This is a genomic window from Ruegeria sp. AP7, from assembly GCF_056539905.1.
In genome coordinates this window covers 1-20,518 of the sequence record NZ_JBQFVT010000020.1, presented here as the reverse complement: position 1 = coordinate 20,518, position 20,518 = coordinate 1, and the positions used below count along the sequence as shown (strand labels likewise).

Annotated in this window: 23 protein-coding genes and 2 tRNA genes; 3 read left to right on the top strand and 22 right to left on the bottom strand. The window is 55.8% G+C overall.

Going from position 1 to position 20,518, the window contains the following annotated elements; all coding sequences use genetic code 11:
- Window positions 1-5: 5 nt before the first annotated feature.
- The 4 genes from ACR0KN_RS21475 to ACR0KN_RS21460 are packed head-to-tail and all read right to left on the bottom strand — an operon-like array spanning window position 6 to window position 2,427.
- Complete coding sequence (locus ACR0KN_RS21475) at window positions 6-527, bottom strand: GNAT family N-acetyltransferase (RefSeq protein ID WP_480656458.1); 522 nt, start codon at window positions 525-527, stop codon at window positions 6-8.
- Window positions 524-1,000, bottom strand: a complete 477-nt coding sequence (locus ACR0KN_RS21470; protein WP_480656456.1) for a DUF2948 family protein — start codon at window positions 998-1,000, stop codon at window positions 524-526. Before ACR0KN_RS21470 ends, ACR0KN_RS21475 begins: the two co-directional genes overlap by 4 nt.
- Complete coding sequence (murA, locus tag ACR0KN_RS21465; RefSeq protein ID WP_480656454.1) at window positions 997-2,265, bottom strand: UDP-N-acetylglucosamine 1-carboxyvinyltransferase; 1,269 nt, start codon at window positions 2,263-2,265, stop codon at window positions 997-999. Before murA ends, ACR0KN_RS21470 begins: the two co-directional genes overlap by 4 nt.
- 6 nt (window positions 2,266-2,271) lie before the next feature.
- Window positions 2,272-2,427 carry a hypothetical protein gene (locus ACR0KN_RS21460; RefSeq protein ID WP_010441084.1) on the bottom strand — a complete coding sequence of 52 codons (156 nt, stop codon included), beginning with the start codon at window positions 2,425-2,427 and terminating at the stop codon, window positions 2,272-2,274.
- A gap of 83 nt (window positions 2,428-2,510) precedes the next feature.
- On the opposite strand from ACR0KN_RS21460, the gene ACR0KN_RS21455 reads away from it, so the two are divergent.
- Window positions 2,511-2,585: transfer RNA gene (locus ACR0KN_RS21455), tRNA-Thr, on the top strand.
- A 185-nt stretch (window positions 2,586-2,770) separates the two neighbouring features.
- Here the strand turns inward: ACR0KN_RS21455 and ACR0KN_RS21450 are convergent.
- The 10 genes from ACR0KN_RS21450 to ACR0KN_RS21405 form a co-directional block, all read right to left on the bottom strand.
- The gene (locus tag ACR0KN_RS21450) at window positions 2,771-2,896 is read right to left on the bottom strand and encodes a hypothetical protein (protein ID WP_480656452.1); all 126 of its coding nucleotides are present in this window, start codon (window positions 2,894-2,896) and stop codon (window positions 2,771-2,773) included.
- Between the two features lie 393 nt (window positions 2,897-3,289).
- Complete coding sequence (locus ACR0KN_RS21445; RefSeq protein WP_480656450.1) at window positions 3,290-3,508, bottom strand: hypothetical protein; 219 nt, start codon at window positions 3,506-3,508, stop codon at window positions 3,290-3,292.
- A 685-nt stretch (window positions 3,509-4,193) separates the two neighbouring features.
- Window positions 4,194-4,352 (bottom strand): hypothetical protein, encoded by a 159-nt coding sequence (locus ACR0KN_RS21440; protein ID WP_480656448.1) that lies wholly within the window; start codon window positions 4,350-4,352, stop codon window positions 4,194-4,196.
- 121 nt (window positions 4,353-4,473) lie between these two features.
- On the bottom strand, window positions 4,474-4,899 hold the full coding sequence (locus ACR0KN_RS21435) for a hypothetical protein (RefSeq protein ID WP_480656446.1): 426 nt from the start codon (window positions 4,897-4,899) through the stop codon (window positions 4,474-4,476).
- On the bottom strand, window positions 4,896-5,150 hold the full coding sequence (locus ACR0KN_RS21430) for a hypothetical protein (RefSeq protein WP_480656444.1): 255 nt from the start codon (window positions 5,148-5,150) through the stop codon (window positions 4,896-4,898). Before ACR0KN_RS21430 ends, ACR0KN_RS21435 begins: the two co-directional genes overlap by 4 nt.
- Window positions 5,151-5,187: 37 nt before the next feature.
- Window positions 5,188-5,658: a hypothetical protein gene (locus tag ACR0KN_RS21425; protein WP_480656442.1), complete on the bottom strand. Its 471-nt coding sequence runs from the start codon at window positions 5,656-5,658 to the stop codon at window positions 5,188-5,190.
- Between the two features lie 286 nt (window positions 5,659-5,944).
- On the bottom strand, window positions 5,945-6,583 hold the full coding sequence (locus tag ACR0KN_RS21420) for a helix-turn-helix domain-containing protein (RefSeq protein WP_480656440.1): 639 nt from the start codon (window positions 6,581-6,583) through the stop codon (window positions 5,945-5,947).
- Window positions 6,584-6,697: 114 nt separating this feature from the next.
- Complete coding sequence (locus ACR0KN_RS21415; protein ID WP_480656438.1) at window positions 6,698-6,937, bottom strand: helix-turn-helix transcriptional regulator; 240 nt, start codon at window positions 6,935-6,937, stop codon at window positions 6,698-6,700.
- 126 nt (window positions 6,938-7,063) lie between these two features.
- Window positions 7,064-7,717, bottom strand: coding sequence for a hypothetical protein (locus ACR0KN_RS21410; protein WP_480656436.1), 654 nt, complete (start codon window positions 7,715-7,717; stop codon window positions 7,064-7,066).
- Window positions 7,717-8,925, bottom strand: a complete 1,209-nt coding sequence (locus ACR0KN_RS21405) for a tyrosine-type recombinase/integrase (RefSeq protein WP_480656434.1) — start codon at window positions 8,923-8,925, stop codon at window positions 7,717-7,719. Before ACR0KN_RS21405 ends, ACR0KN_RS21410 begins: the two co-directional genes overlap by 1 nt.
- A gap of 107 nt (window positions 8,926-9,032) precedes the next feature.
- Between ACR0KN_RS21405 and ACR0KN_RS21400 the strand changes: the two genes are divergently transcribed.
- Window positions 9,033-9,123 (top strand) — tRNA-Thr (locus tag ACR0KN_RS21400).
- A gap of 1,044 nt (window positions 9,124-10,167) precedes the next feature.
- Here the strand turns inward: ACR0KN_RS21400 and ACR0KN_RS21395 are convergent.
- From ACR0KN_RS21395 to ACR0KN_RS21360, 8 genes are all read right to left on the bottom strand, one after another.
- The gene (locus ACR0KN_RS21395) at window positions 10,168-11,676 is read right to left on the bottom strand and encodes an aldehyde dehydrogenase (NADP(+)) (protein WP_480656432.1); all 1,509 of its coding nucleotides are present in this window, start codon (window positions 11,674-11,676) and stop codon (window positions 10,168-10,170) included.
- 3 nt (window positions 11,677-11,679) lie between these two features.
- Window positions 11,680-12,675, bottom strand: coding sequence for a 4-hydroxythreonine-4-phosphate dehydrogenase PdxA (locus tag ACR0KN_RS21390; protein WP_480656430.1), 996 nt, complete (start codon window positions 12,673-12,675; stop codon window positions 11,680-11,682).
- Between the two features lie 3 nt (window positions 12,676-12,678).
- The gene (locus ACR0KN_RS21385) at window positions 12,679-13,389 is read right to left on the bottom strand and encodes a GntR family transcriptional regulator (protein ID WP_480656428.1); all 711 of its coding nucleotides are present in this window, start codon (window positions 13,387-13,389) and stop codon (window positions 12,679-12,681) included.
- A 1-nt stretch (window position 13,390) separates the two neighbouring features.
- Window positions 13,391-14,305 carry a dihydrodipicolinate synthase family protein gene (locus tag ACR0KN_RS21380; RefSeq protein WP_480656426.1) on the bottom strand — a complete coding sequence of 305 codons (915 nt, stop codon included), beginning with the start codon at window positions 14,303-14,305 and terminating at the stop codon, window positions 13,391-13,393.
- Window positions 14,302-15,477 (bottom strand): L-rhamnonate dehydratase, encoded by a 1,176-nt coding sequence (locus ACR0KN_RS21375; protein ID WP_480656424.1) that lies wholly within the window; start codon window positions 15,475-15,477, stop codon window positions 14,302-14,304. Before ACR0KN_RS21375 ends, ACR0KN_RS21380 begins: the two co-directional genes overlap by 4 nt.
- 2 nt (window positions 15,478-15,479) lie before the next feature.
- Entirely contained in the window at window positions 15,480-16,979 is a 1,500-nt protein-coding gene (locus tag ACR0KN_RS21370) for a tripartite tricarboxylate transporter permease (protein WP_480656422.1), read from the bottom strand.
- Between the two features lie 5 nt (window positions 16,980-16,984).
- Entirely contained in the window at window positions 16,985-17,470 is a 486-nt protein-coding gene (locus ACR0KN_RS21365) for a tripartite tricarboxylate transporter TctB family protein (protein WP_480656420.1), read from the bottom strand.
- Between the two features lie 68 nt (window positions 17,471-17,538).
- A complete protein-coding gene (locus ACR0KN_RS21360; protein WP_480656418.1) occupies window positions 17,539-18,489 on the bottom strand; it encodes a Bug family tripartite tricarboxylate transporter substrate binding protein in 951 nt (316 codons plus the stop codon).
- Between the two features lie 1,139 nt (window positions 18,490-19,628).
- Between ACR0KN_RS21360 and ACR0KN_RS21355 the strand changes: the two genes are divergently transcribed.
- On the top strand, window positions 19,629-20,270 hold the full coding sequence (locus ACR0KN_RS21355) for a hypothetical protein (protein WP_480656416.1): 642 nt from the start codon (window positions 19,629-19,631) through the stop codon (window positions 20,268-20,270).
- The last annotated feature ends 248 nt before the right edge of the window (window positions 20,271-20,518 follow it).

Sequence of the window (20,518 nt, the reverse complement as noted above, 5' to 3'; positions counted from 1 at the left end):
AACCCTTAGCCCACTGGATGCAGCGATTTGCGCATCGGATATTGCGGAATGTCGTTCCATTCAGTGGGGTCTCCAGCATCCTGCCAACCCTGCGCGACATAGAACCCATGCGCGGTTTTGGTCGCACGCAATTGCGCCTCTGTGCAGCCTTGCGCGCGCAATTCATCCTGCAACCGATGCAGAAGAGTTGCGCCAATTCGTTGCCCAGAGTGATCTGGATCGACATAGAGTAATGAAATCTCACCCTCTGCACGCAGTCCGCCAACGGCTACAACCTCCTCTCCTTTTGTCGCGACCCACAGAGAGGCTCCGGCATCGATCCAGTCTCGGATCGCAGCCGGATCCTTGTTGGCGGTCCATAGGGCAAGCTTCATGGGGTCATCCCGATGATCCGCCTGACACAGATCGCGGATCGAACGGGTCAGAGTCCGGCTTATACCGAACACATCAAAAACAGTCGCGGGTCGTAATCCTAGACTCTCAGGTGGGTTCGAAAACGACTGAGCGATGCCGCGTTTATTGTTCACTCGGGGTGCTGCGGAGCCTGGCCCGAGGGCGCGATGTATGGGCGAGTAACGTCCTTGAGTGTAACGTCTATTGCCTCGACCGACAGCCGTATCGCACCATCGCCAGCGAGCGTAAGCAACACCTGACCGGCGCCATCTTCTGCGGGCTCAAATTCAACCGACAACAGGGACAGGATCATATCCTTATCTCTGCGGTCGATACCTTGGCTGGCCACGGACAAAACGGAATCAAACACCAATACTGCCTGTACTCGTTCGAATGCACGGCCTCGCCGGGCAGCGGCATCTTTGTCTTCCCACCGAAAGCGATTCAGCAACAAGGCAAAGCGACGCTCGGACGGGCGCCATGTCATCTCGGTGACCGGAAAAATCGCATCCTGCGTCAGGGTCGCGATAACCTGCAGGTCATCGGCATCCTCGGCCCCAAGGTTCAGCGGTGCCTCGCGGCCGTCTTTGAAACTCGCGTCTGTCATTGACCCTTAATCCGTTCGATCTTTGCGCCCACGCCTTCCAGCTTGCGCACCACATGTTCATATCCGCGATCAAGATGATAGACCCGGCTGACCACCGTTTCACCTTCCGCCGCCAATCCAGCAAGGATCAACGAGACCGAAGCCCGCAGATCGGTCGCCATCACCGGCGCGCCTTTCAAGCGCTCAACCCCGGTGACGGTGGCCGTGCCACCATGCACCTCGATATTGGCGCCCATGCGCACCAATTCGGGGGCGTGCATAAATCGATTTTCAAAGATGCGTTCCTCAAGCACCGAAGTTCCCTCGGCTGTACACATCAGCGCCATCATCTGCGCCTGCAAATCGGTCGGAAATCCGGGGAACGGTTCGGTAACAACATCAACCGAGCTTACGCGCCCGTTCTTGCGCGTCACTTTCAGGCCTTTGTCGGTCTCTGCCACACTGACCCCTGCCGCATCCAACTTGGCAGCAAAGCTTTCGACCAGCCGCATACGGCCGCCTAACAGCTCAACCTCGCCTCCGCAGATCGCAGGGGCCAGCATATAAGTGCCCAACTCGATCCGGTCGGTCACCACCTGATGGGTGGCACCGTGCAGCCTATCGACACCTTGAATTTCGATGGTCGAACTACCCTCACCGGAAATTTGCGCGCCCATCTTGCGCAGGCATTCTACCAGATCGACAATCTCAGGCTCGCGCGCAGCGTTCTTGAGTACAGTCGTACCCTTGGCCAGCGTGGCGGCCATGACGACATTCTCAGTCGCACCAACCGAGGCAAATCGCATTTCGTGTACGGCACCTTTCAGACCACCGGGTGCCTTGGCGTGTAGATAGCCATCTTTCAATTCGATTTCGGCACCCAGCGCCTCTAACCCTTCGACATGCAAATCCATCGGGCGCGCGCCGATCGCGCAGCCACCGGGCAACGAGACAACCGCCTGCCCAAACCGCGCAAGCAAGGGACCGAGCACCAGATTCGAAGCGCGCATCTTACGAACGATGTCATAATCAGCAACATGGCTGGTCAGACTGTGGCTCGACATCGCAATCACCTGCCCATCCTGCAATGCGGACACTTCAGCCCCAAGAGATTGAAGCAATGCGGTCATTGTCTTGATGTCACTAAGGCGCGGCGCATTGGTCAGCGTCAGCGGTTCTTCGCTGAGCAACGTCGCAGGCATCAGCGTCAGGCACGCATTCTTCGCCCCTGCAATGGGAATCTGCCCACTCAGTGGGCCGTTGCCCGTCACCAGAATCGAATCCATCTGCTCTTATCCCTCGTCCTTGTCGGCCTTGTGCCCGGAAGCTGCCCGCGCTTTCGCCTGTGCCTTACGCCGCGCCATATTCGCCTTCAGAGCCGCCTTCAAACGGTCCTCGCGCGTTTCCCCGGATTTGCCGTGCTTTTTGGGTGAATTTTTGTCTGCCATTGTCTTTCTCTATAGCAGTGGAAAAAAACCGTCCAGACACCCTTGCGCCGCGTTTCGTTTGAGTCTAATCACCCGCCCACAGCGCTGCTGTAGCTCAGAGGTAGAGCACTCCCTTGGTAAGGGAGAGGTCGAGAGTTCAATTCTCTCCAGCAGCACCATCATATCAACAAGTTACGCCCAACCCCGCCACAAGCGCCCATAACCCGTGGCGCACATTTGCGCTTTTTTTGCCGTTTCGACCCGCATCCCCATCTCTCAGCACCCCCAACCGTGCCAAAAGGTGCAGACGCAGACGGGATAAACGCCTGCAAACCCCCACACCTGAGACCTTTTGCGTGGGAATTCAGACGGATGCAGCCAAAATCCAGCAGGTTTCACCACCAAACCAATAGCGGTCGGTGGCTGTCACCGCCCCGCTGATTGTGTAGAAAACTCCCGACGAGAACGCCAAGGGCAGACAGCTACCCATGGATCAAACTCCTGCAGTTGCTTCTTTATTTAGATGCAGGAGGTTGCTCGGTTTTGACGGGGGAGCGGACATTCAAGCAGTCTAGACGAGTTTGCGCTATGCGGGACAGAGCGGACGACCCCGATTATCGCCATAACACTAATCATATAGCAGGGGCCTCGATTCCTGTCGCTGGTTCCGGCCTTTCTGGGCGTAGTCTTTACATTGCCGATCCCAAGCCAAACTAAATGGCATCTGTACCGGAGAGCCTTGCAGTTATTGCCGGGGTGGAGAGAAAAACTGGGCGGTGAACGCAACTCACAAGTAGAATCGCCGCGCCGACATTTTTCGGATACAAGAGAAAGGGCCAGTGCACTTGCCACCAGCCCTTTCAAAAGCTGTAATGCGGGGTAGTTACTTTTCAGAGAAGCCCTTGCCGTTCGACACCCCGCCAACGCTGCCCCAGCCGCCGTTCAGGCCGCTTGCTGCGTCGGCGACACCTGGTGTTCCGGAGACGGTTTCACCGACGCCTGTGCGGCCTTTGCCTTCGCCTTTTCCGTTGCTTGCATTAGCGAAGGCTGCAGATGCGAATGCAAACGAAGCGATGGTGGCGGTGATCAATGCAGTTTTCATGTGTTTTCCTCTCAACTTTTAGTTAACCCTGTGGATACGTGCGAGGAACGGAAACAGATTACTTTCCGTGTACGCTCTCCATGAGAAAGGCATGTTTCCTTCTAAAGGACCTATGAAACTCGCGACCAAAGTTTGCGAGCAGCGAACATAGTATTTCACAAGTCAAAGCGGGGCAGACCAATCGACCCGCGAATGGTGTGATGGCGATACGGAAAGAAATCCGTGCAAGTCTAGGGTATTGGAGACTGAAGCATCCATTTTCCCTCTGGCTCCAAAGTTTTACATTCTCCACCAAATGTCGTCGCAATGGTGAGGCAGGGACAATTTGGGTCTGAACATCGACCCCTATTCTCTCGTCTCTGGCCCGACCCCTTGCGGCCGGGTCAATGCGACGGCTCATAAGTCGACGGAAACATCCAGAAAACTAAAGCGCGATGGTTGGCTAGCCAGCAATAATTTTAAGGCTAGAAAGACAAAGTGCTTCCCTAAGAGTTGCGTTACGTCTTTGTCCGCTACTTTGTACCTCGTGAAGGTGATTTCGCGAAAGGGATAGCTGCCTTTTTTAGGCTCCTTTAACTTCTGCATCGGGCTCGATGCAGTCATTCGCTGCACTAGGCTTGAACGACTGCTCCGCCCCCCCAACAGCCAGCACCAGCAACCTCCCGTCAGCACTCGGAACCAGTCGTCAGCGGTCCTGTACGCGCCAGCGGTCGTTTATGTTATTTTTGGAGTTGTTTTCTATGGTGACGGCAACGCGTTTTTGTTCTGTTTTGGGTTTTTTGCCGAAGGCTATCAACCAAACGACGGACATCAGGAACCACACCAATATTATCAGCTGTGTCATTGTTTCATTCATCAATTTTAATCCTGATAATTTCCAAACATTCGCGCGCTGCTAGATATAGTCTCAGTGTTACTGGCAAGCATACGCTCCGGTGACATAATCTTGCGATTGCCTGCCACTATTAGCTGCATCGCGCCCGCCGCGCCTTCGCCCGACATGCGTCACAGCAATACCGGGCAGTACTGCGCTGCTTGGGGAACACCTCGCCGCACCACTCGCAGGCTGTCGGACGCTGCCCCTCTGCCAACCCGTCTCGCAGGCGTCTGCGTGCCACCGCTTTGTTTTCTCGCTGTGCGTGCAATTCATCCGATAGCGCCTGACCTTCGGCGTTGCGCTTAGCTGCGCGTGTCATGCAGTCATCGCCGCAGATGGCAACCACATTGCCCCGGTCGTGCATCTTCGGGTGGCTTCGGCGCGTGTGCAACGGCAAGCGCAAATCAAACCGATATCCCGGGTTGTCCCGTCGCAAAAGCAAGGGAAGCGCGGACGCAACGGACCGTATCGCGACACCACAAACGGCGCATTGCTTGGCGTTCGGTGCAGTCATTGCGTTTCCTCCGGTCTTGCAGCCATCGAAGGATGCGTGACAATCGCCCGGTTGCACCACGGGCAGCACGGCGTGTCAGGTGGCAGGCTTTCGGCTTGGGCGGCCTTCCATCCCCGGTGCCACCAAATAAACGCAACATCCGTCAGGTGCGGGTTGTCCACCACCGATATACCGCGAATGAAAGCAGCCTGACCTTGCGCATACGCTTCGGCCTGCGCGCGTGTGTTGGGCTTGTCCTGTTTGCGTGTCATGCGGTTATCTCTCGGCTATTCACGCTTGTTCGGCGCATCAGTCACCAAGCCCCCAAGGTTTGCCGTCTATAACGTCGCCCGCATCGCCGCCTTCGGCTACCCGGTTGCGCTTGCCTTGTGTGCTTTTTGGGCCTTGCCGATGTTGCTGCTGTTGCAGGTCCATTTCGCGCTGTTGACGTTCGGCGTTGCGCTTGGCCTTCCACCGTTCCCGGTTGGCCTTCACGTTTTCCACCGTGTCGAGTAGTTCGATTTCCGTCACGCTTGCAATCGTCAGGTTCGTGTTGCCCCTGTGGGTTTCGAGTTTCAGCGCACCCGAAACCGTGACCGGCACGCCTTGCACGATATGGTCATTCAGCGCCAAGGCCCGCTTGCCCCACAAGCTGCATCCGACCACCTGCGCATCATCGCCCCGACCGACTTGCACGCGGAAATTCGCAACGTCGCTATGTCCGGCCTTGGTGAGTTGCGCGCCTTTGGACACCCGGCCCGCAATTGTGACCGTCATCATGTCATCATCTCCTGACGTTGTTTGGCTTGGCTGATGTCGTGCAGACGCTGAGAAAGCGACCACGTGGTTTCGCTGTTGTCCTGCAATCTCGGATGTCGGTTCCGGTGGTGATGGTGCGCAACGCAATCCACACGTCCCGCCCATATCTCAGCACCTGCGCAAACCTCGCCACAGGTGCAGCCGCGAAGGAAGGAAGCGAGACATTGCCACCGTGTCACCTTGTCCTTTCGCGGTGCCTCTGACCGCAGACGCAGGCGCAACGCAGGTGGATATGCGAGACCGACCGTCATTGCGCCCACCACGGCACAGGTTCCCAATCGGCCCCGGCCTCAATTTCGGGTGCATCGCTAGCCGCGAAGTCCCGCCTTTGGGCGCTGTCCTGAGAGGTTCCGTTTACACGCGCGAAGCCGTCAAAAGTTTGCGATGCGGGTGCCATATGTATCTTGTCCCCATTTTGGGGACACTGGTCGGGTTTGGGTGTCCCCATTTTGGGGTCGGGGGTGTCCCCATTTTGGGGACACTCCACAACCTCGGAATATCCCGGGTTCAGTATCCACCGGGCGGCGCTTTCGGGGTCCGCGATGTTTTCAATCGCCCGTCCGGCCTGCAATTCCTGCAACGCGCGTTCGACTGAGTTTTTGCCGCACCCGGTTTTTTTGGCGATGTATCGGACAGACGCGCGGATGCCGTGGCGGTCGTGCTGCTTGTGCCAACGCTGTGCTAGCCACACCAACAGCAACCGGGCGGTGGGCGTCATTGCTTCACCCGGGTTGGCTGCAATCACATCCTCGGCCCATTTGCGCGCCTGCTGATGGCTTTTGATGCGCACCTGTCCTGATTTCAGGTCATCCATTGCCGCCCCCAATCCGGCGAAACCACAATCCGCCACAATCGGGCATTTGCGGCGCGCGGCGTGTGCGTGCATATTGGCTTTCGTCGCGTGTCATATCGCGGCCTCATCATCTGCGCCTGTGGCGTAGAGTTTGGCTTGCGGGTGGGGGTTCATCGCCCCACCTGCATCACCATCCCCAACATCTCGTTACGGTTCCTGTGATGCGTCCAAGGCTTCAAGGATGTGCTTGCCGCGATACTTGGGCGGTGCGTTGGCATACAGCCGCGTCACCTTCGGCCCGCGTCCATCCTTGCGCCACCGTTCAACCGTGCGTGGCGAAACCCCCAAGATAGCGGCCAAGTCCTGCGTAGAGTACAGCACGTCCCGTTCAATCATCCCGCCCGCAGCGGCCAAAACGGGCTGTTTCGTGTGTGTGATTTCCTGCATTTCAAACCCCGTGCAATCGGTAACAAACTCTGCACGTCCAATTTGGTGCAAAACGTCTATCGGTTTGGATAGGGGGTAAACCGATAATCATTTATGCGCGTGATATTGCGGGTTTTTACCGTTCGGTTACGCCTTGGCCGCGTATCTCTGCACCGTTTCGCGCAGGAAATCGCGCGCAGTTATCACCGGGGATTGCAGCAGGTTGTGGGATTTCGTGACCGCGTGCTGCAATGCCTCAACCGTTTTTGCCGGGTCAGCAGCGGCCAAGGTGTGCCCGCTAACAATGCGCTGTTCCGGCAGCCATTCAAGTTCCCATCTCTGCACACGCGCCGCGCTATCCGTCCGGCCTGTGCCGCGCAATATCGTGGAAACTTCCTTGCGGGCTTTCGTCGTTGTCATCTCCTGACCGTGGACCTTGTCGTCCCGCAGGAAATGCACGCAGGCAATTGCAGCACAGCGCACCGTGGCTTCTCCGATTGAAACCGGGGGCTGACCAATGCCGGGGTCGCGCAGATGCGACACAATATCGGCGTGCATCATCTCATCCCGCATCCGTTGCAACGCCGCCAACTCATCGCCCGGTATCAGTTCCGGGTATGCCTCTTGCAAATACGCGATTGAAGCCGTCAGCGACGCACCGCGCCTTTCGCTTTCGGTCGGATAAAGCATCGCGTGGGCCAAGGCAGCCCGCAGGCGTAAATACGCAGCGCCAACAAGCCGACCATCAAACGTGGTGGGCAGTTCCATTGTGATGCGGTTGTCTTTTTTTTCCTCGCCCATCACGCCACCACCTGCGCAATATGGCTTTCCCATTGCGCTTGGGCCTCAACCCGCTGCGCCCATAATTCAGCCTTGGAATATCGCTGCATCAGGTCATCGCGCTTGTGCCCAATCATGAGTTCGGCCACCCGTTCGGGCACGCCCAATTCCTCAAGCCCGGTCCGGTATGTCCTGCGCAGCGCATGAAACCCAAACCCGGGTTCGTTCAGCGCCTCTTTCACCGGGCGCAGTAGCTGTGAAAACCCGCTGATGCGCTTGCCGTGCCGACCGGGAAACACCAAGTCCACGCCCGCGTGTTTCGGTTGGGCCGCCAAAATGCGCTGAGAGACGAGACCAAGCGGAACCCGCACCGCTTCGCCCATCTTGTGCAGCGATGCCGGAACGGTCCACACATCCCCGGCCAAATCGGCGCGCGTCATCCACGCCGTTTCGGTGCGTCGCTGTCCGGTCAGCAGCATGAACCGCAGCAAATCCCGGTGCGTGTGGTTGGGTATCTGTTCAGTCGCGACCCAAAAAGCGCGGATTTCCTCGGGCGTGATGAATGTCACCTTGGGGCGTGTGTTCAGCCGTTGCGCCTTGGTTGCCTTGTCCACGTCCAAGTCCCGCACAAAGTTGTGCGACACGTATTCAGACTTTGCCGCCCAAGCCATCAGGCCCGATGCGCATTTGCGGAAATAGTCGCTTTGCTGCCCCCGGGCCTCTATGGCTTCCATCGTCTTTTGCACATGCGCTTTCGTTAGGTCACGCGCAGGACGGGGCATGTAGCGTTTGAGGTTACGGCGCAGGCATGAAACCACATCCTTGCGCTTTACGACGCCCCGTTGCGCCAAGCGTTCGGCGTATGCGTCGACAAGCTGAGAGAGAGACATCGCGTCGGTTTGGTCCGTTGGGTCTATTCCCCGGCGCATCTCTGCAATCAGCCGTAGCGCCTCGGCCCGTGCCTGATGCAACGGAACCGCGTCGACCGACCCAATGCGGATATTACGCGCCACGGCACCCCGCCCGGTTCCGATGCGAGACTTGGCGTAGTATGACGCCGACCCGCTTGGTTGCACGCGGACAATCAGGCCCGGGGTTTGCGCATCCCGCACGTCATATGGCTTTGCGCGTGGTTGCAGTTTCGCCACCCGGGCAGTCGTGAGTTTCACAGGTTCGGCGGCTTTGCGTTTGAGGCGCACCACGCCTGTGGTTTTGCTATCGGCTGTCATCGTATTCCCATCATCATCGTTTGGCTGTGGCTCACATATGGCGCACCGGGGCGCGTATCTCTGACAGCCCGTGTCGGGAATATAGACGGCATATCCTTGTAAATAAAGCTGCTTTGGTGCCTGTGGCGGTGTCAGTCGCTACCCACCCCTCCCTTGGTAAGGGAGAGGTCGAGAGTGCAATTCTCTCCAGCAGCACCATCAACCCATTAAAAACAAAACATTTTTGCCCCTTTCTATCGTGCCCGCTTTCTTTTTGGGGTTCACCAGGGGTTCACGATATTGACATTCTGACCACAAATGATCGAGCAGAGATTTTTCCCGGTCAACGCGTCAAATGCTGCGTGGCAGATCAGAGTTCAATCCCCTGTCTGCAACAATTGGAGTACAGCTTACGCCGCCCTCACCCGCAACAAATCGCGTTGCAAAATAGAGGCGCGCGGGACGGGGGACGGTTTGTCCCGCGCAACCATGCAAGACACGAGGTACGTGCCCTGCTACACAGAAAAATATGGAGCAGAGTTCTCAACTTTTGATGAACCGTGGGTTAAATGTCACGCGGATTAATCGTCCACAAAATCGCATTGTTTCGATTTCAGAAACAATATAAAATGATTGTTAACATAACGTGGACGGTCTCGTTTTAACGAGTAAAATTAGACGGTTCCATCACTCATGACCCCCACGCGAGGGGCTGAACAAAATGGAGTTCAGCCCCTCGGATGTTGTTTCTGTTACAAGGTTGACGGCTTCGTTTTCGGCGAAACAGTGCGCGCTCCTTCTCGCGTTTGACCGTCGCTCTGCAACACGGGCTTTTCTTGTAATCCAACAGCTCTATGCTTTTGCTTGCTACCGCATACAGCCCGTGCTGCCTTGTCCCCTAAATATCGGCAGCACGGGCTTTTACATATGTTCAGGCGGACCTCAACATTCCCAAAATTGGTAACAGATTCACAGGGCACAGACTTTGCGATTTCCTGCCATCTTCGACTTTTCTTTGCCGTGCTGTGCGGTGGCACCCGGTTATCGTCACGGTTTGGGCGTAGAGCCAGCACTATTTTTACGAGATTTCAGATAGTTGCGAGGTATTTTGGTGCAATTTTTGGCATAAAATCACAAACGTTGGGCAACCAGCAACATGCAGTCATTCCGATACCGCAACCTACCTGAAGGCCAAACCCAAACTTTGGCGAACTCAACGGAAACAGATTGCTGATCTGCTAACCCAAAAAACATCAGACAAGGCTAGAACTGCTCCGGCAACATTCCTACTGGTACGTTCTGGAAACAAACAGGCCGCAAGAAGCGTCGGATGGCCAGTGTGCCTACAGATGTTGCCCCAAAGTTTGTGGAAGCTGGGTATGGACCTCCATGTACCATCGTGTCGCTGACTTCCACTCCAGTCGGGAAGCCATTTACAAGAACCCGGCCAGCTTTGCGTTCAAGAACTGGCATCAACATTTGGGCAATTTCTGCGTCATCTGGATCTATGTGCAGCGTGCACGTGAGCTGCCCCTGCAGGGACATTGAGACTTCACGCATCTGCTCCATGTTTTCTGCGACTACGAGAAGCCCCAACGGCCCGAAAACCTCGTGTCCCAGTGTTTCATTACCCAGCCAATCCTGTGCGGAGACCTGGTATAGGAATGGGGTTGCGGTGCGCCCGTCGGACACGCTTGCCAGCAATTCGGTAACAGACGGTTCTGCAGCAAGCGCTGACTGACCGCAGCGATAAGCCGCCGCAATGCCGTCCGTCAGCATCGGTTGAGGGGCGGTATACTTCAAACCTTCGACTGCTGCCTTGGCAATTGCTTCGGCGTGGTCCTTCAATACGACTGCAACGCCAGGGTTGGTACAGAATTGGCCCATACCCATCGTAAGCGAACCTGCCCAGCCGGCACCAATTTCAGCACCCCGGGTGGCAGCGGCAGCCGGCAGGATGAACATCGGGTTGATTGAGCCCAGTTCACCAAAGAACGGAATAGGTTCAGGACGCTGCGCACAAAGATCGAACAGTGCCCGGCCACCGGTCAGAGAGCCGGTAAACCCTACCGCTCGGATCAGCGGGTGTTTTACCAACGCCTGCCCTGCCGCCATCGTGTCACCGTGTACGAATGAGAAAGTGCCAGGATGCGTGCCCGTCTTGTCGATTGCGCCCTTGATGGCTTCTCCGACGATCTCTCCTGTACCCGGATGCGCGGGATGGCCTTTGACCACAACAGGACAACCGGCGGCTAGCGCCGAAGCCGTGTCTCCGCCGGCGGTTGAGAACGCAAGCGGAAAGTTCGATGCACCGAAAACGGCAACCGGCCCTATGGGGCGCTGTACCATTTTCAGGTCCGGACGCGGCAAAGGGGCTCGATCTGGCAACGCTTCGTCATGGCGACGGTCCAGATAGTCCCCTGACACTATGTGAGAGGCAAACAGGCGCAACTGGCCTACTGTACGACCGCGCTCTCCCTGAAGCCGAGCTTCGGGAAGGCCGGTTTCCTGCGTTCCAATATCGGTGATGACATCGCCGCGCGCGTCAATCTCATCAGCAATCGCATTCAGCAGAGCCGCGCGGTCTTCGCGGCTGGAATACCCAAAGCTCCAAAATGCCTCTTCGGCGGCTTGGACTGCTGTGTCGATATGGGCGGCGGTTCCTGATGAGAACTCATGTGCGTCCCCACTCGCCGGGGAGGATGAAAATTGCGCGTCGCCAGCGACCCATTCACCTGCAATCAGGTGTTTTCCGTGCGGCTTAAAAGTCATGTTTCAGTTGTCCCAATGCGTGACCATGTCACATGCGATGTCAAACGCAGCGCGGGTTGCCCCGACGTCTGCACAGCCCTGCCCTGCGATATCAAAGGCCGTTCCGTGGGCCGGGGTGGAAACAGGGAACGGCAGACCACCTTGCACCGTCACTCCACGGTCAAAGCCAAGCAGTTTAAGCGCTATCTGACCTTGGTCGTGATACATGGTCACTACCGCGTCGATTTCCTTGGCAACCGCCTTGAGGAACACTGTATCGGACGGCCACGGGCCATCAACCGACATCTGCCCCTGAGCCAGTTTGCGGACTGCCGGTTCGAGGATGTCGATCTCTTCGGTGCCGAAATTGCCTCCGTCACCGGCATGCGGGTTGATCGCGGCCACTGAAATCCGAGGGTGTTTGAGACCTGAACGACGCAGTGTGTTGTGGATCAGGTGCACCGCTTCGGCAACACGCTCTTCGCTGATCATGTCAGCCACGTCACGCAGGGCAACATGGCTGGTCACACGGCTGGTCCACATGCCGTCAAGCGTGTTGAGTTCCGAGATGTAGTTGGTCACGCCCAGCTTTTCGGCCATGTAGTGAAGCTCGTCATCGTGACCCAACCCTGCCAAGTGCATCGCGGCCTTGTTGAACGGGCCAAATACGATGGCGTTAATCACACCGGTGCGCGTCAGTTCCAAAGCGGTATCCAACGTTCGCAGAACCGATGCTCCGCCAGCTTCGGTCACTTCGGCAACCCTGACTTCGTCAGGTGCAATCGTCTCCAACTCGTGCAGGGCGAACGCCGGTGCTCGGGTCCAGTCGGCCGACGCGTCAACGGGAGTTAGGTCATAGGTTTCACCGGCGACGGTCTGCCCCGTTTCAAAAACATGCTTGTCGCCGATCAGCAGAATGTCGGCCGCATCGGATACGCTTTCCGAAGTCAGCAACCTTGCGATCAGTTCCGGCCCGATGCCGCTTGGATCACCGGGGATAATTCCAATTCTGGGCTTCATGTTTCAGTCCTCGGACTTTGCTCCACTGCTTTGGGCGTGGAGGCGTTTAATATTCTCGATTGTACTATTCAGGTGATCGCGCAGCGCCCGCCGTGTCGCAGGTGCGTCACGCTTTTGCAGGGCATCAGTTATCTGCGAGTGTTCAGACAGGGTATTGTCACGACGATCAACCTGTTGCGACGACAAGAAGCGGGCACGCCAAAGGCGGGCGTTATATTGCCGGTGCGTTTCGATCAGGGGCTCATTCCTGCTGGCTTCAACGATGGCCGCATGAAACTGCATGTCGAGTTGGAAGAACTCCAGCGGCTCGAGGTTTCCAGAACCTTTGGACATACGAGCGCCCAAGCGAACGATTTCGGCTATTTCAGCCATCGTTGCCTCGACGCAGGCGATTTCACCCGCCAATGCTTCGAGAGCGCCCAGGACCGAAATATACTGCGTCAACTCGTGCAGAGAAGGGTCAGCAACGTGCGGGCGCCGCGTGGCCGAGTACTCCACTAGCCCTTCAACTTCGAGCAACCGCAAGGCTTCGCGCAAAGGCGTACGGGATACGCCAAGCGCCTCGGCCAGATCGCGTTCGGGAATTGCTGTACCGGGGGCCAGCTTGCCTAGCAGAATAAATTCGCGCAGGTTATCGGCGGCTTCCTCGGCAAGCGTCTTGCGTGGCTTTACACCACCTTCTTCTTTCAGGCTATCAATCCAGCTCTCGCTCAAATCACTTCCCCCAGCTCAAAACCATAGGATCCAACAGCCGCAACAGGTCGATCAGACGCGAGCGGATCGAGGGATGCAACGGCGGAATTGGATGGCGGCAAAATTCTGATTTGATTACGCCGCCTTCTACCATCGCGGCCTTGCACGATTGCCAACCGCATTGACGGTTTTCGTGATTAATTGCCATGGCTACCCGGCCATAGGCGGCGTTCGCTTCGTCGATGCGCCCGGCATGGTGGAGGGTCAGTACCGGTTTGATCTGATCCACGATCATGCCAGAAGTCATCGAACCTGTTGCACCGGCATCCAAATCCGCCAGAAGCGTGATGGCTTCTTCGCCATCAAAAGGCGCTTCGATTGCATCGCCACCCTGTTCAATTAGCGCTCGGATCTTGTTGGCGGCACGGGGACATTCGATCTTGAACAGCTTCACGGCCTCAATCTCTTGTGCCATACGTACCAGCAGGGGCACAGGCAGATCCACGCCGGAAAGTGGCGCATCCTGAACCATGATCGGAATGCCGATCTCGCCGACGGCTGCGAATTGCTCGAAGCTCTGTTCGGGCGTGCCTTTCAGAAGTGCACCATGATATGGCGGCATCATCATAACAATATCAGCGCCCAAATCCTTGGCGAATTGCGCGCGCTCAACAGCGATCTGCGTAGCAAAATGGCTGATCGTTACTATCACCGGCACCCGTCCCGCGATATGTTCGACCGACAGCCGCGCAAGAACTTCGCGTTCGGCATCGGAAATCAGAAACTGTTCTGAAAAGTTGGCCAGAACGCAGATTCCATCCGCCCCTTGATCAATCAGGCAGTCGAGCACCCGTTTCATACCTTCGAGATCAAGTGTCCCGTCATCATTGAACGGTGTTGGCGCGACCGGCCAGATACCTGTGTATTTCCGGTTCATTCCGTCACCTCGAAGTCATGTAGATGCTTGTTCGAAATCTCGATCCCGAGGCCGGGCTTGTTGTCGTCCAGATCCAGATAGCCATCCACGGCGTCTGGGTCGCCTTCGAAGATGTAATAGAACAGCTCGTTTCCAACTTCGACGTCGAATACCGGGAAGTATTCGCTGATCATGCAATTCGCATTGGCCATGGTAAGGTGGTAATTATGCATCTGACCTGCATGCGGAACGACTGGAACCTGGAAAGCTTCGGCAACGGCGTTGATCTTTTGCGCAGCCGTGATGCCGCCCACTCGGTTAGTGTCATATTGCAACACGCTGACGGCTTTCTTTTGGATCAGATCCTTGCAGCCAATTAGCGAGAACTCGTGTTCGCCACCCGAAATGGGCACGATATTCATTGCGTTAAGCTCTCGGTATCCTTCCACATCGTCGGCAATCACTGGTTCTTCCAGCCAACGCGGTTCGTACTTCGCCAGTTGGGGCAGCATCCGTTTGGTGTAATCGACGTTCCAACCCTGATAGCATTCCAACATCAGGTCGACGTCATAGCCAACAACTTCGCGCACCGCTTCGACGCGCTTCAGATTTTCTCGCATGCCGGCCATGCCGTCTTTTGGCCCCCAGCCAAACCGCATCTTGTAGCCTTGATAGTTGTCATTCTTGGCTTCTTCCGCCTCGGCCTGCATCGCTTCGACGGGGCCCGAATAGAGCTTAGAGTAATAGACCGGTATCTTTTCCTTGGTGCGACCGCCAAGCAACTTGAACACAGGCTTGCCCGCCAGTTTGCCCATCAGGTCCCAGATGGCGATGTCGATGGCCGAAATCGCTGTCATTCCAATACCCTTACGGCCCCATGCATGCGAGCGGCGGTACATCTTTTCCCAGAGGTAGGCATAGTCGAACGGATCTTCGCCCATCACCATAGGTGCGAACCATTCGTCGATGGCCTTTTTTACAATACCTGGCGCTAGGGCAGCGTTGCCGATGCCGACTGTGCCATCTTCGGTTTCAATTTCGCAGGTCAACCACTGGTGAAAACGGAAAGAGGACATCGCATCGCCCTTTTCCCACAACAAGTCGCTGGCGTTGGTGCAGAAATTGCCCTGCGGCGGAACGGTCTTACCTTTCCAATTCCAGACACGGGTGCGGACGTTTTTAATTGTGGTCATTGTTATTCTCCGGTCGACTTAAGCGGCGAGCGTTGTTTGAAAAGGCGTCCCCACAGCATCGGACCGAACAGAGCCAGGACCGTAAGAACAAAGAAGAAGAGTGTCAGCGGACGGGTCACCATGAGCCACCACTTTTCGTCCAGCATCACCATCGACTGGCCGAGGCGTGTTTCCAGCATACCGCCCAGGATCAAACCGATCGCCATGGGAACGACGGAAAAACCATGACGACGCATGAAAAAGCCCAGAATGCCAGAGCCGATGGCGATCCAGACATCCAGCATGGATTGTTCCAGCGCATAAGCACCCACGATCGACAAGATGAAGACGCAAGGCCACAAGATCTGGATCGGGATCAACGTAACGCGGGCAAAGATCTTGGCACCCCAAAGTCCGATAAAGAAGAACAAGATGTTCACCAACATCATCGACCAGAAGATTGCGAAGGCAAAGTCGGCCTGCTCTGTAAACATCGTAGGGCCGGGTCGTAGGCCGTGCACCATTAGACCGGCTAGGATCACAGCGGCGGTCGGGCTGCCAGGTATCCCCAGGGCAAGCGTCGGAACCATCGCACCACCCGTGGCCGAGTTATTTGCAGCCTCGGACCCGGCGATACCTTCGAGAGAGCCGTTGCCGAACTCTTCAGGTTTCTTGGACCAACGCTTGGCCTCGTTATAGCCGATCATTGAAGCCACCGTTGCACCTTCGGCTGGCAAGATTCCGATGAACGTGCCTATACCAGACGACCGCAAAATGGTTTTCCAAACGCGGGAATAGTCTTCGCGAGATGGCAAGCGAATAGCCTTCATGATGACGTGTTTGCGCTCTACATGCAGGTTATCTGCCTGTACCAGCAATTCAGAGATGCCGAACACACCGATCATGACGGGCACAAATGGAATACCTTCGCTCAGCTCATTCAGGCCGAACGTGAACCGTTCGATCGAGGTCAGCAGGTCGACACCGACAGTGGCGATCAGCACGCCAAACGCCCCGGACAGGATGTTCTTAACCGGCGATCCATCTCCAATTGTTGCCAGCATCGACAGACCGAAAACTGTCAGCGCAAAGTATTCAGGCGGTGCAAAGTTATACGCAGCCCGCGCCATCAATGGGGCAGCGGCCATCAGGCACACGACCGAGATAATTCCACCAATGGTCGAGGAGACCGCGGCCATCCCCAGCGCGCGGCCTGCCTCTCCCCTTTGCGCCAAGGGGTAGCCATCTAAGCAAGTGGTGGCACTGGCCGAAGTCCCGGGCGTATTGATGAGAATAGCAGTGATTGCGCCGGCAAATGTCGCGGCACAATAAATCGTTGTCAGGATTGCGATGGCCGGAATAGGTTCCATCGTGATCGTAAAGGGAAGAAGCAGCGCAACACCTGTTGTCGCGTTCAATCCCGGGAGAGCACCAACCAACACACCGCCCAGTGTCGCTGCAAATATCAGCGCCAGCAGGTTGGGATCAGCAAGAGCCAAAAGGCCAATCAGAGCAGCTTCCATTGTCTTTACCCGTACCAGAGGTTGGTGAGGATCCCGCGCGGGAAGCGGACCTCAAAAATGCCGTTGAACAAGAAGAAAACCGTCAGCGGTGCGATGATGCCGACCAGCACAAGTGCCCAGACACGCCGCTCACCCCACAGGGCCGCGAGCGACACGGCAAACAGCCCCAGCCCAAGGAAGAGATCAATCTCGGCAATCAGCAGGAACCCGATGAGCAATCCGATTGTGGACTGTACAAGTCGCGAGAGCTTTGCTGGGACCTCATCACGGTCCTTAAAAAGCAACCAGACTGAAAGTAGAATGATCAGACCGATAACCAGTTGAGGGAAATCGGAGGGCTGCATACCGCGTTTCAGGATTGGTGGAACGCGTTCGAATTGCGTCGAAAGCCAGAAGGCCCAGGCACAAAACACCAAGATCCCCAAAGGGACGGCGAGCTGCGCGAAACCGCGCTTTTGACCGTGTCCGGTATTCTCATTGGACTTTTGCATTAGTTGTACCTGTCCGCACAAAAAGTGAGCGCGGCAAGCAACTGACCTGCCGCGCGTAAAGGGTCAGATTATTCGATAAAACCCAGCTCTTTCAGAGCGGATTCCATATCGATGACCATAGTGGTGATCTGGTTGCCCCACTCTGCGGAACCCACCACCGACGTGCTGTCCAATCCGACGGACTCCAAGAAGCCTTGGTAAACGCCGTGGTTCATGGACTTCAGCAGTGAATCCTCGATCTTTGCAGCAACATCATCAGGCGTATCGGCGTGAACAACAAAGCCGCGAACGGTCGAGAAGCTGACATCAATGCCCATCTCTTTGGCGGTTTTCACATCCGGCAGACCTGCCATACGCTCGTTGGCCAAAACAACGATCGGGCAAACGTCGCCTGCGTCGATCTGTGATCCGGCTTCGGCCAGGTTCAGAACAGCCGCGTCAACCGCACCTGCAACCAGTTGAGTCGCGAGTTCGCCACCGCCTTCGAAGGGAACGATTTTCGGGGTCTGCATGCCGCCTTTTTTGGTGAACATAAACGCCGATACGTCATCGATGTTGCCCAAATGGGTGGTACCATAGCTGATTGGTGCTTCCTTCTGAGCTGCGACAAAAGCTTCAGCATCCTCGTATTCACCACAACGCACCATCAGGATCTGTGGGTCATCGGTACCACGAGCGATCGGGCGGATATCATCCAGAGACATCTCAGTCTTGCCTTTGGCAACTGTTGCGGCATGACCGATGGTAAAGGTCAAGATCGAATAGCCATCCGCCGGAACAGTCAAGTAGTGGTCCATAGCAACCGCGCCACCGCCTCCTTTCTTGTTTACGACGACCATGTCGGTGCCCAGTTCGCGACGGGCACGCAGCATCATCATGCGAGTGGTGACGTCAGTGCCGCCGCCGTTACCAGCATGGGTTACAACCTCGATGGTTTTGGACGGGTATTCATCAGCAGCAGCGATGGTCCCAGTCAGGGTCATGGCCGCAACCGAAACGGTGGCAAGAAACTTCATCATTTATCGGTCCTCCTAAGTTCTCGAACCGGGCCTCCTCAGATCCGATTCGCAATCTCGCACAGCTGTCGTATCAGGTATTTGGAATTTGGTATACCAAATTATTTTTTGCCAGCACCTGCCTAAAAAATGGAAGAGAAAATAGCCAAAGCTGTTTTGACTATTCTTAGATGATAGACCGACCTCAGCCCAAAGCTGACTTTCAACAGCCCAGCAATTTCAAAAGGTTTTTCAAGAACTTTGCGTCAGCTTTTCGCTTGAGTAAGGCCAACAAGGCTAACGCACAGAACTTGTGCACTTTCAAAACGTTTGATCCATTTAAACGAAAGGCCGATTTGGGCTCGTAGCGGACCTTCGACATGTTCTCTATGAAAGACCGCATGGGGAAGTGTTTTACACTTGAGAAGAGTATTTTCAGTGTCAACCAGTTCACGCTTTTGAGGTTTCCTCAGCGTGCAATCCTCTATCCCTCAAAGCCCACTGAGCCTACATAGTGAGACATACAGTGGACTCTGGAGGCCACAAATTCCAACAATGCGCCGCATTAACGACATCACCTTGCGGTTTGCTCAAAGCGTCGCCTGAGTCTCTCATTAGGTTAAACCTGATGTGGTTGCTATGTGGCTAGATTAGCGTCAAAGAGGATGATCCAAGTAACTGCTTCTAAATAGTTATCCTCGGTATACTCTGAGTGATGCTGAGGAAACCTCCTCTATGCAGCCTCTGCTGAAGCGTTAACTTTGCTGTATCCTCTTGCCTCTTCTATTAAGGTTGTCGACGCTTTTTGCTGTGATGGTTGAAAGCCTCGCCCTTTGTCGTCACTGTTGCCATCCTCAAAGACCTCACCGTTGGCTGGATCAGGAACAAGACCTTTAACGACACGATCTACTGGCGTGTCCCAAGGGGAACTGAGGGTATAGCGGTTATGCGGGCGGTTGGTACGGCAAGACCGTCTGGCAGAAACAAGCACTTGATCGCTATACTGTAGACAAGTTCACAGCTTACGCATTCAAAAAAATGCGCTCAGAATTTGGGCGACGCCGGGCTGTTGCCTGAAGCTAATGTCAGATGGCTGCCACCTCTAACAAAAAATTGGCGGTGATGAAGTCTTACGCCTCGACATTGATGGTCGGGAAGGCGGGATGAAGCTGCGCATTGGACAACTAAACCGGCAGTTGGTGGAGGGGTTGCAGGCCCGTGCGCTCGATTTGCTGGAGATTGCCGCCCTTGTCTATTGCGCGGATGCCGCCGTCAGCCGCGGAGGTTCGGCGGATCAGAAAATGGGCAAAAAATGGCACAGACGGTTTCTTGTTGAAATGCCAGTCCGCGATCTGGATTTCTGGTACCAGGAGAGCGTATTACTGGCTTTGGAAGAAACGTTGATGTTTCTCTCGGGAGACCGGTTCGAGTTCTCCTTTTTAGCCAAAGATAAGCCTGACGCAGAGCGTTCGCGCTTCTTCAAGTTTGGTCCTGAAAGTTCATGGGAACCACACCGCATCCTAATTTTTTCCGGTGGCCTGGATTCCATTGCTGGGGCGGTCGAAGAATTCATCGAACACAAGCATAGGGTCGCGTTGGTCAGTCATTCGTCGGCAACAAAAATCGCGCCCGCGCAGAGAACCTTGTACAAGGCGCTGACTGATAAACTTGGACGCGACACGTGTCGCCACATTCCAGTGACTGCGCAGCTCAGGCGTGGGACATTGAGGGAGGGAACGCATCGCACGCGTTCGTTTCTGTTTGCAGTGTTGGGTGCTGTATACTGCCTACGCACAAGCATGTAATCAAGGAAGAAAATGATAGAGGCTCTAAGCGCGCCTTGGACCATGTAGACCTGAGACAGAGTTGTTGAAGATTCATCTGGCCGGCGCACTTAGGGCTTGCTTCGAGTTTCCGCTTTGTCCGCAAGGCGGTCACTCAGACAGAACGCAGCGAACGGCTGCTTTGAGCCCAAATGGGACGTTCGTTCGAATTGTTTTATCTGGGCTAATTTCGAGACAACAGAGGCAAAATGCTTATGGAAAAGACTGCT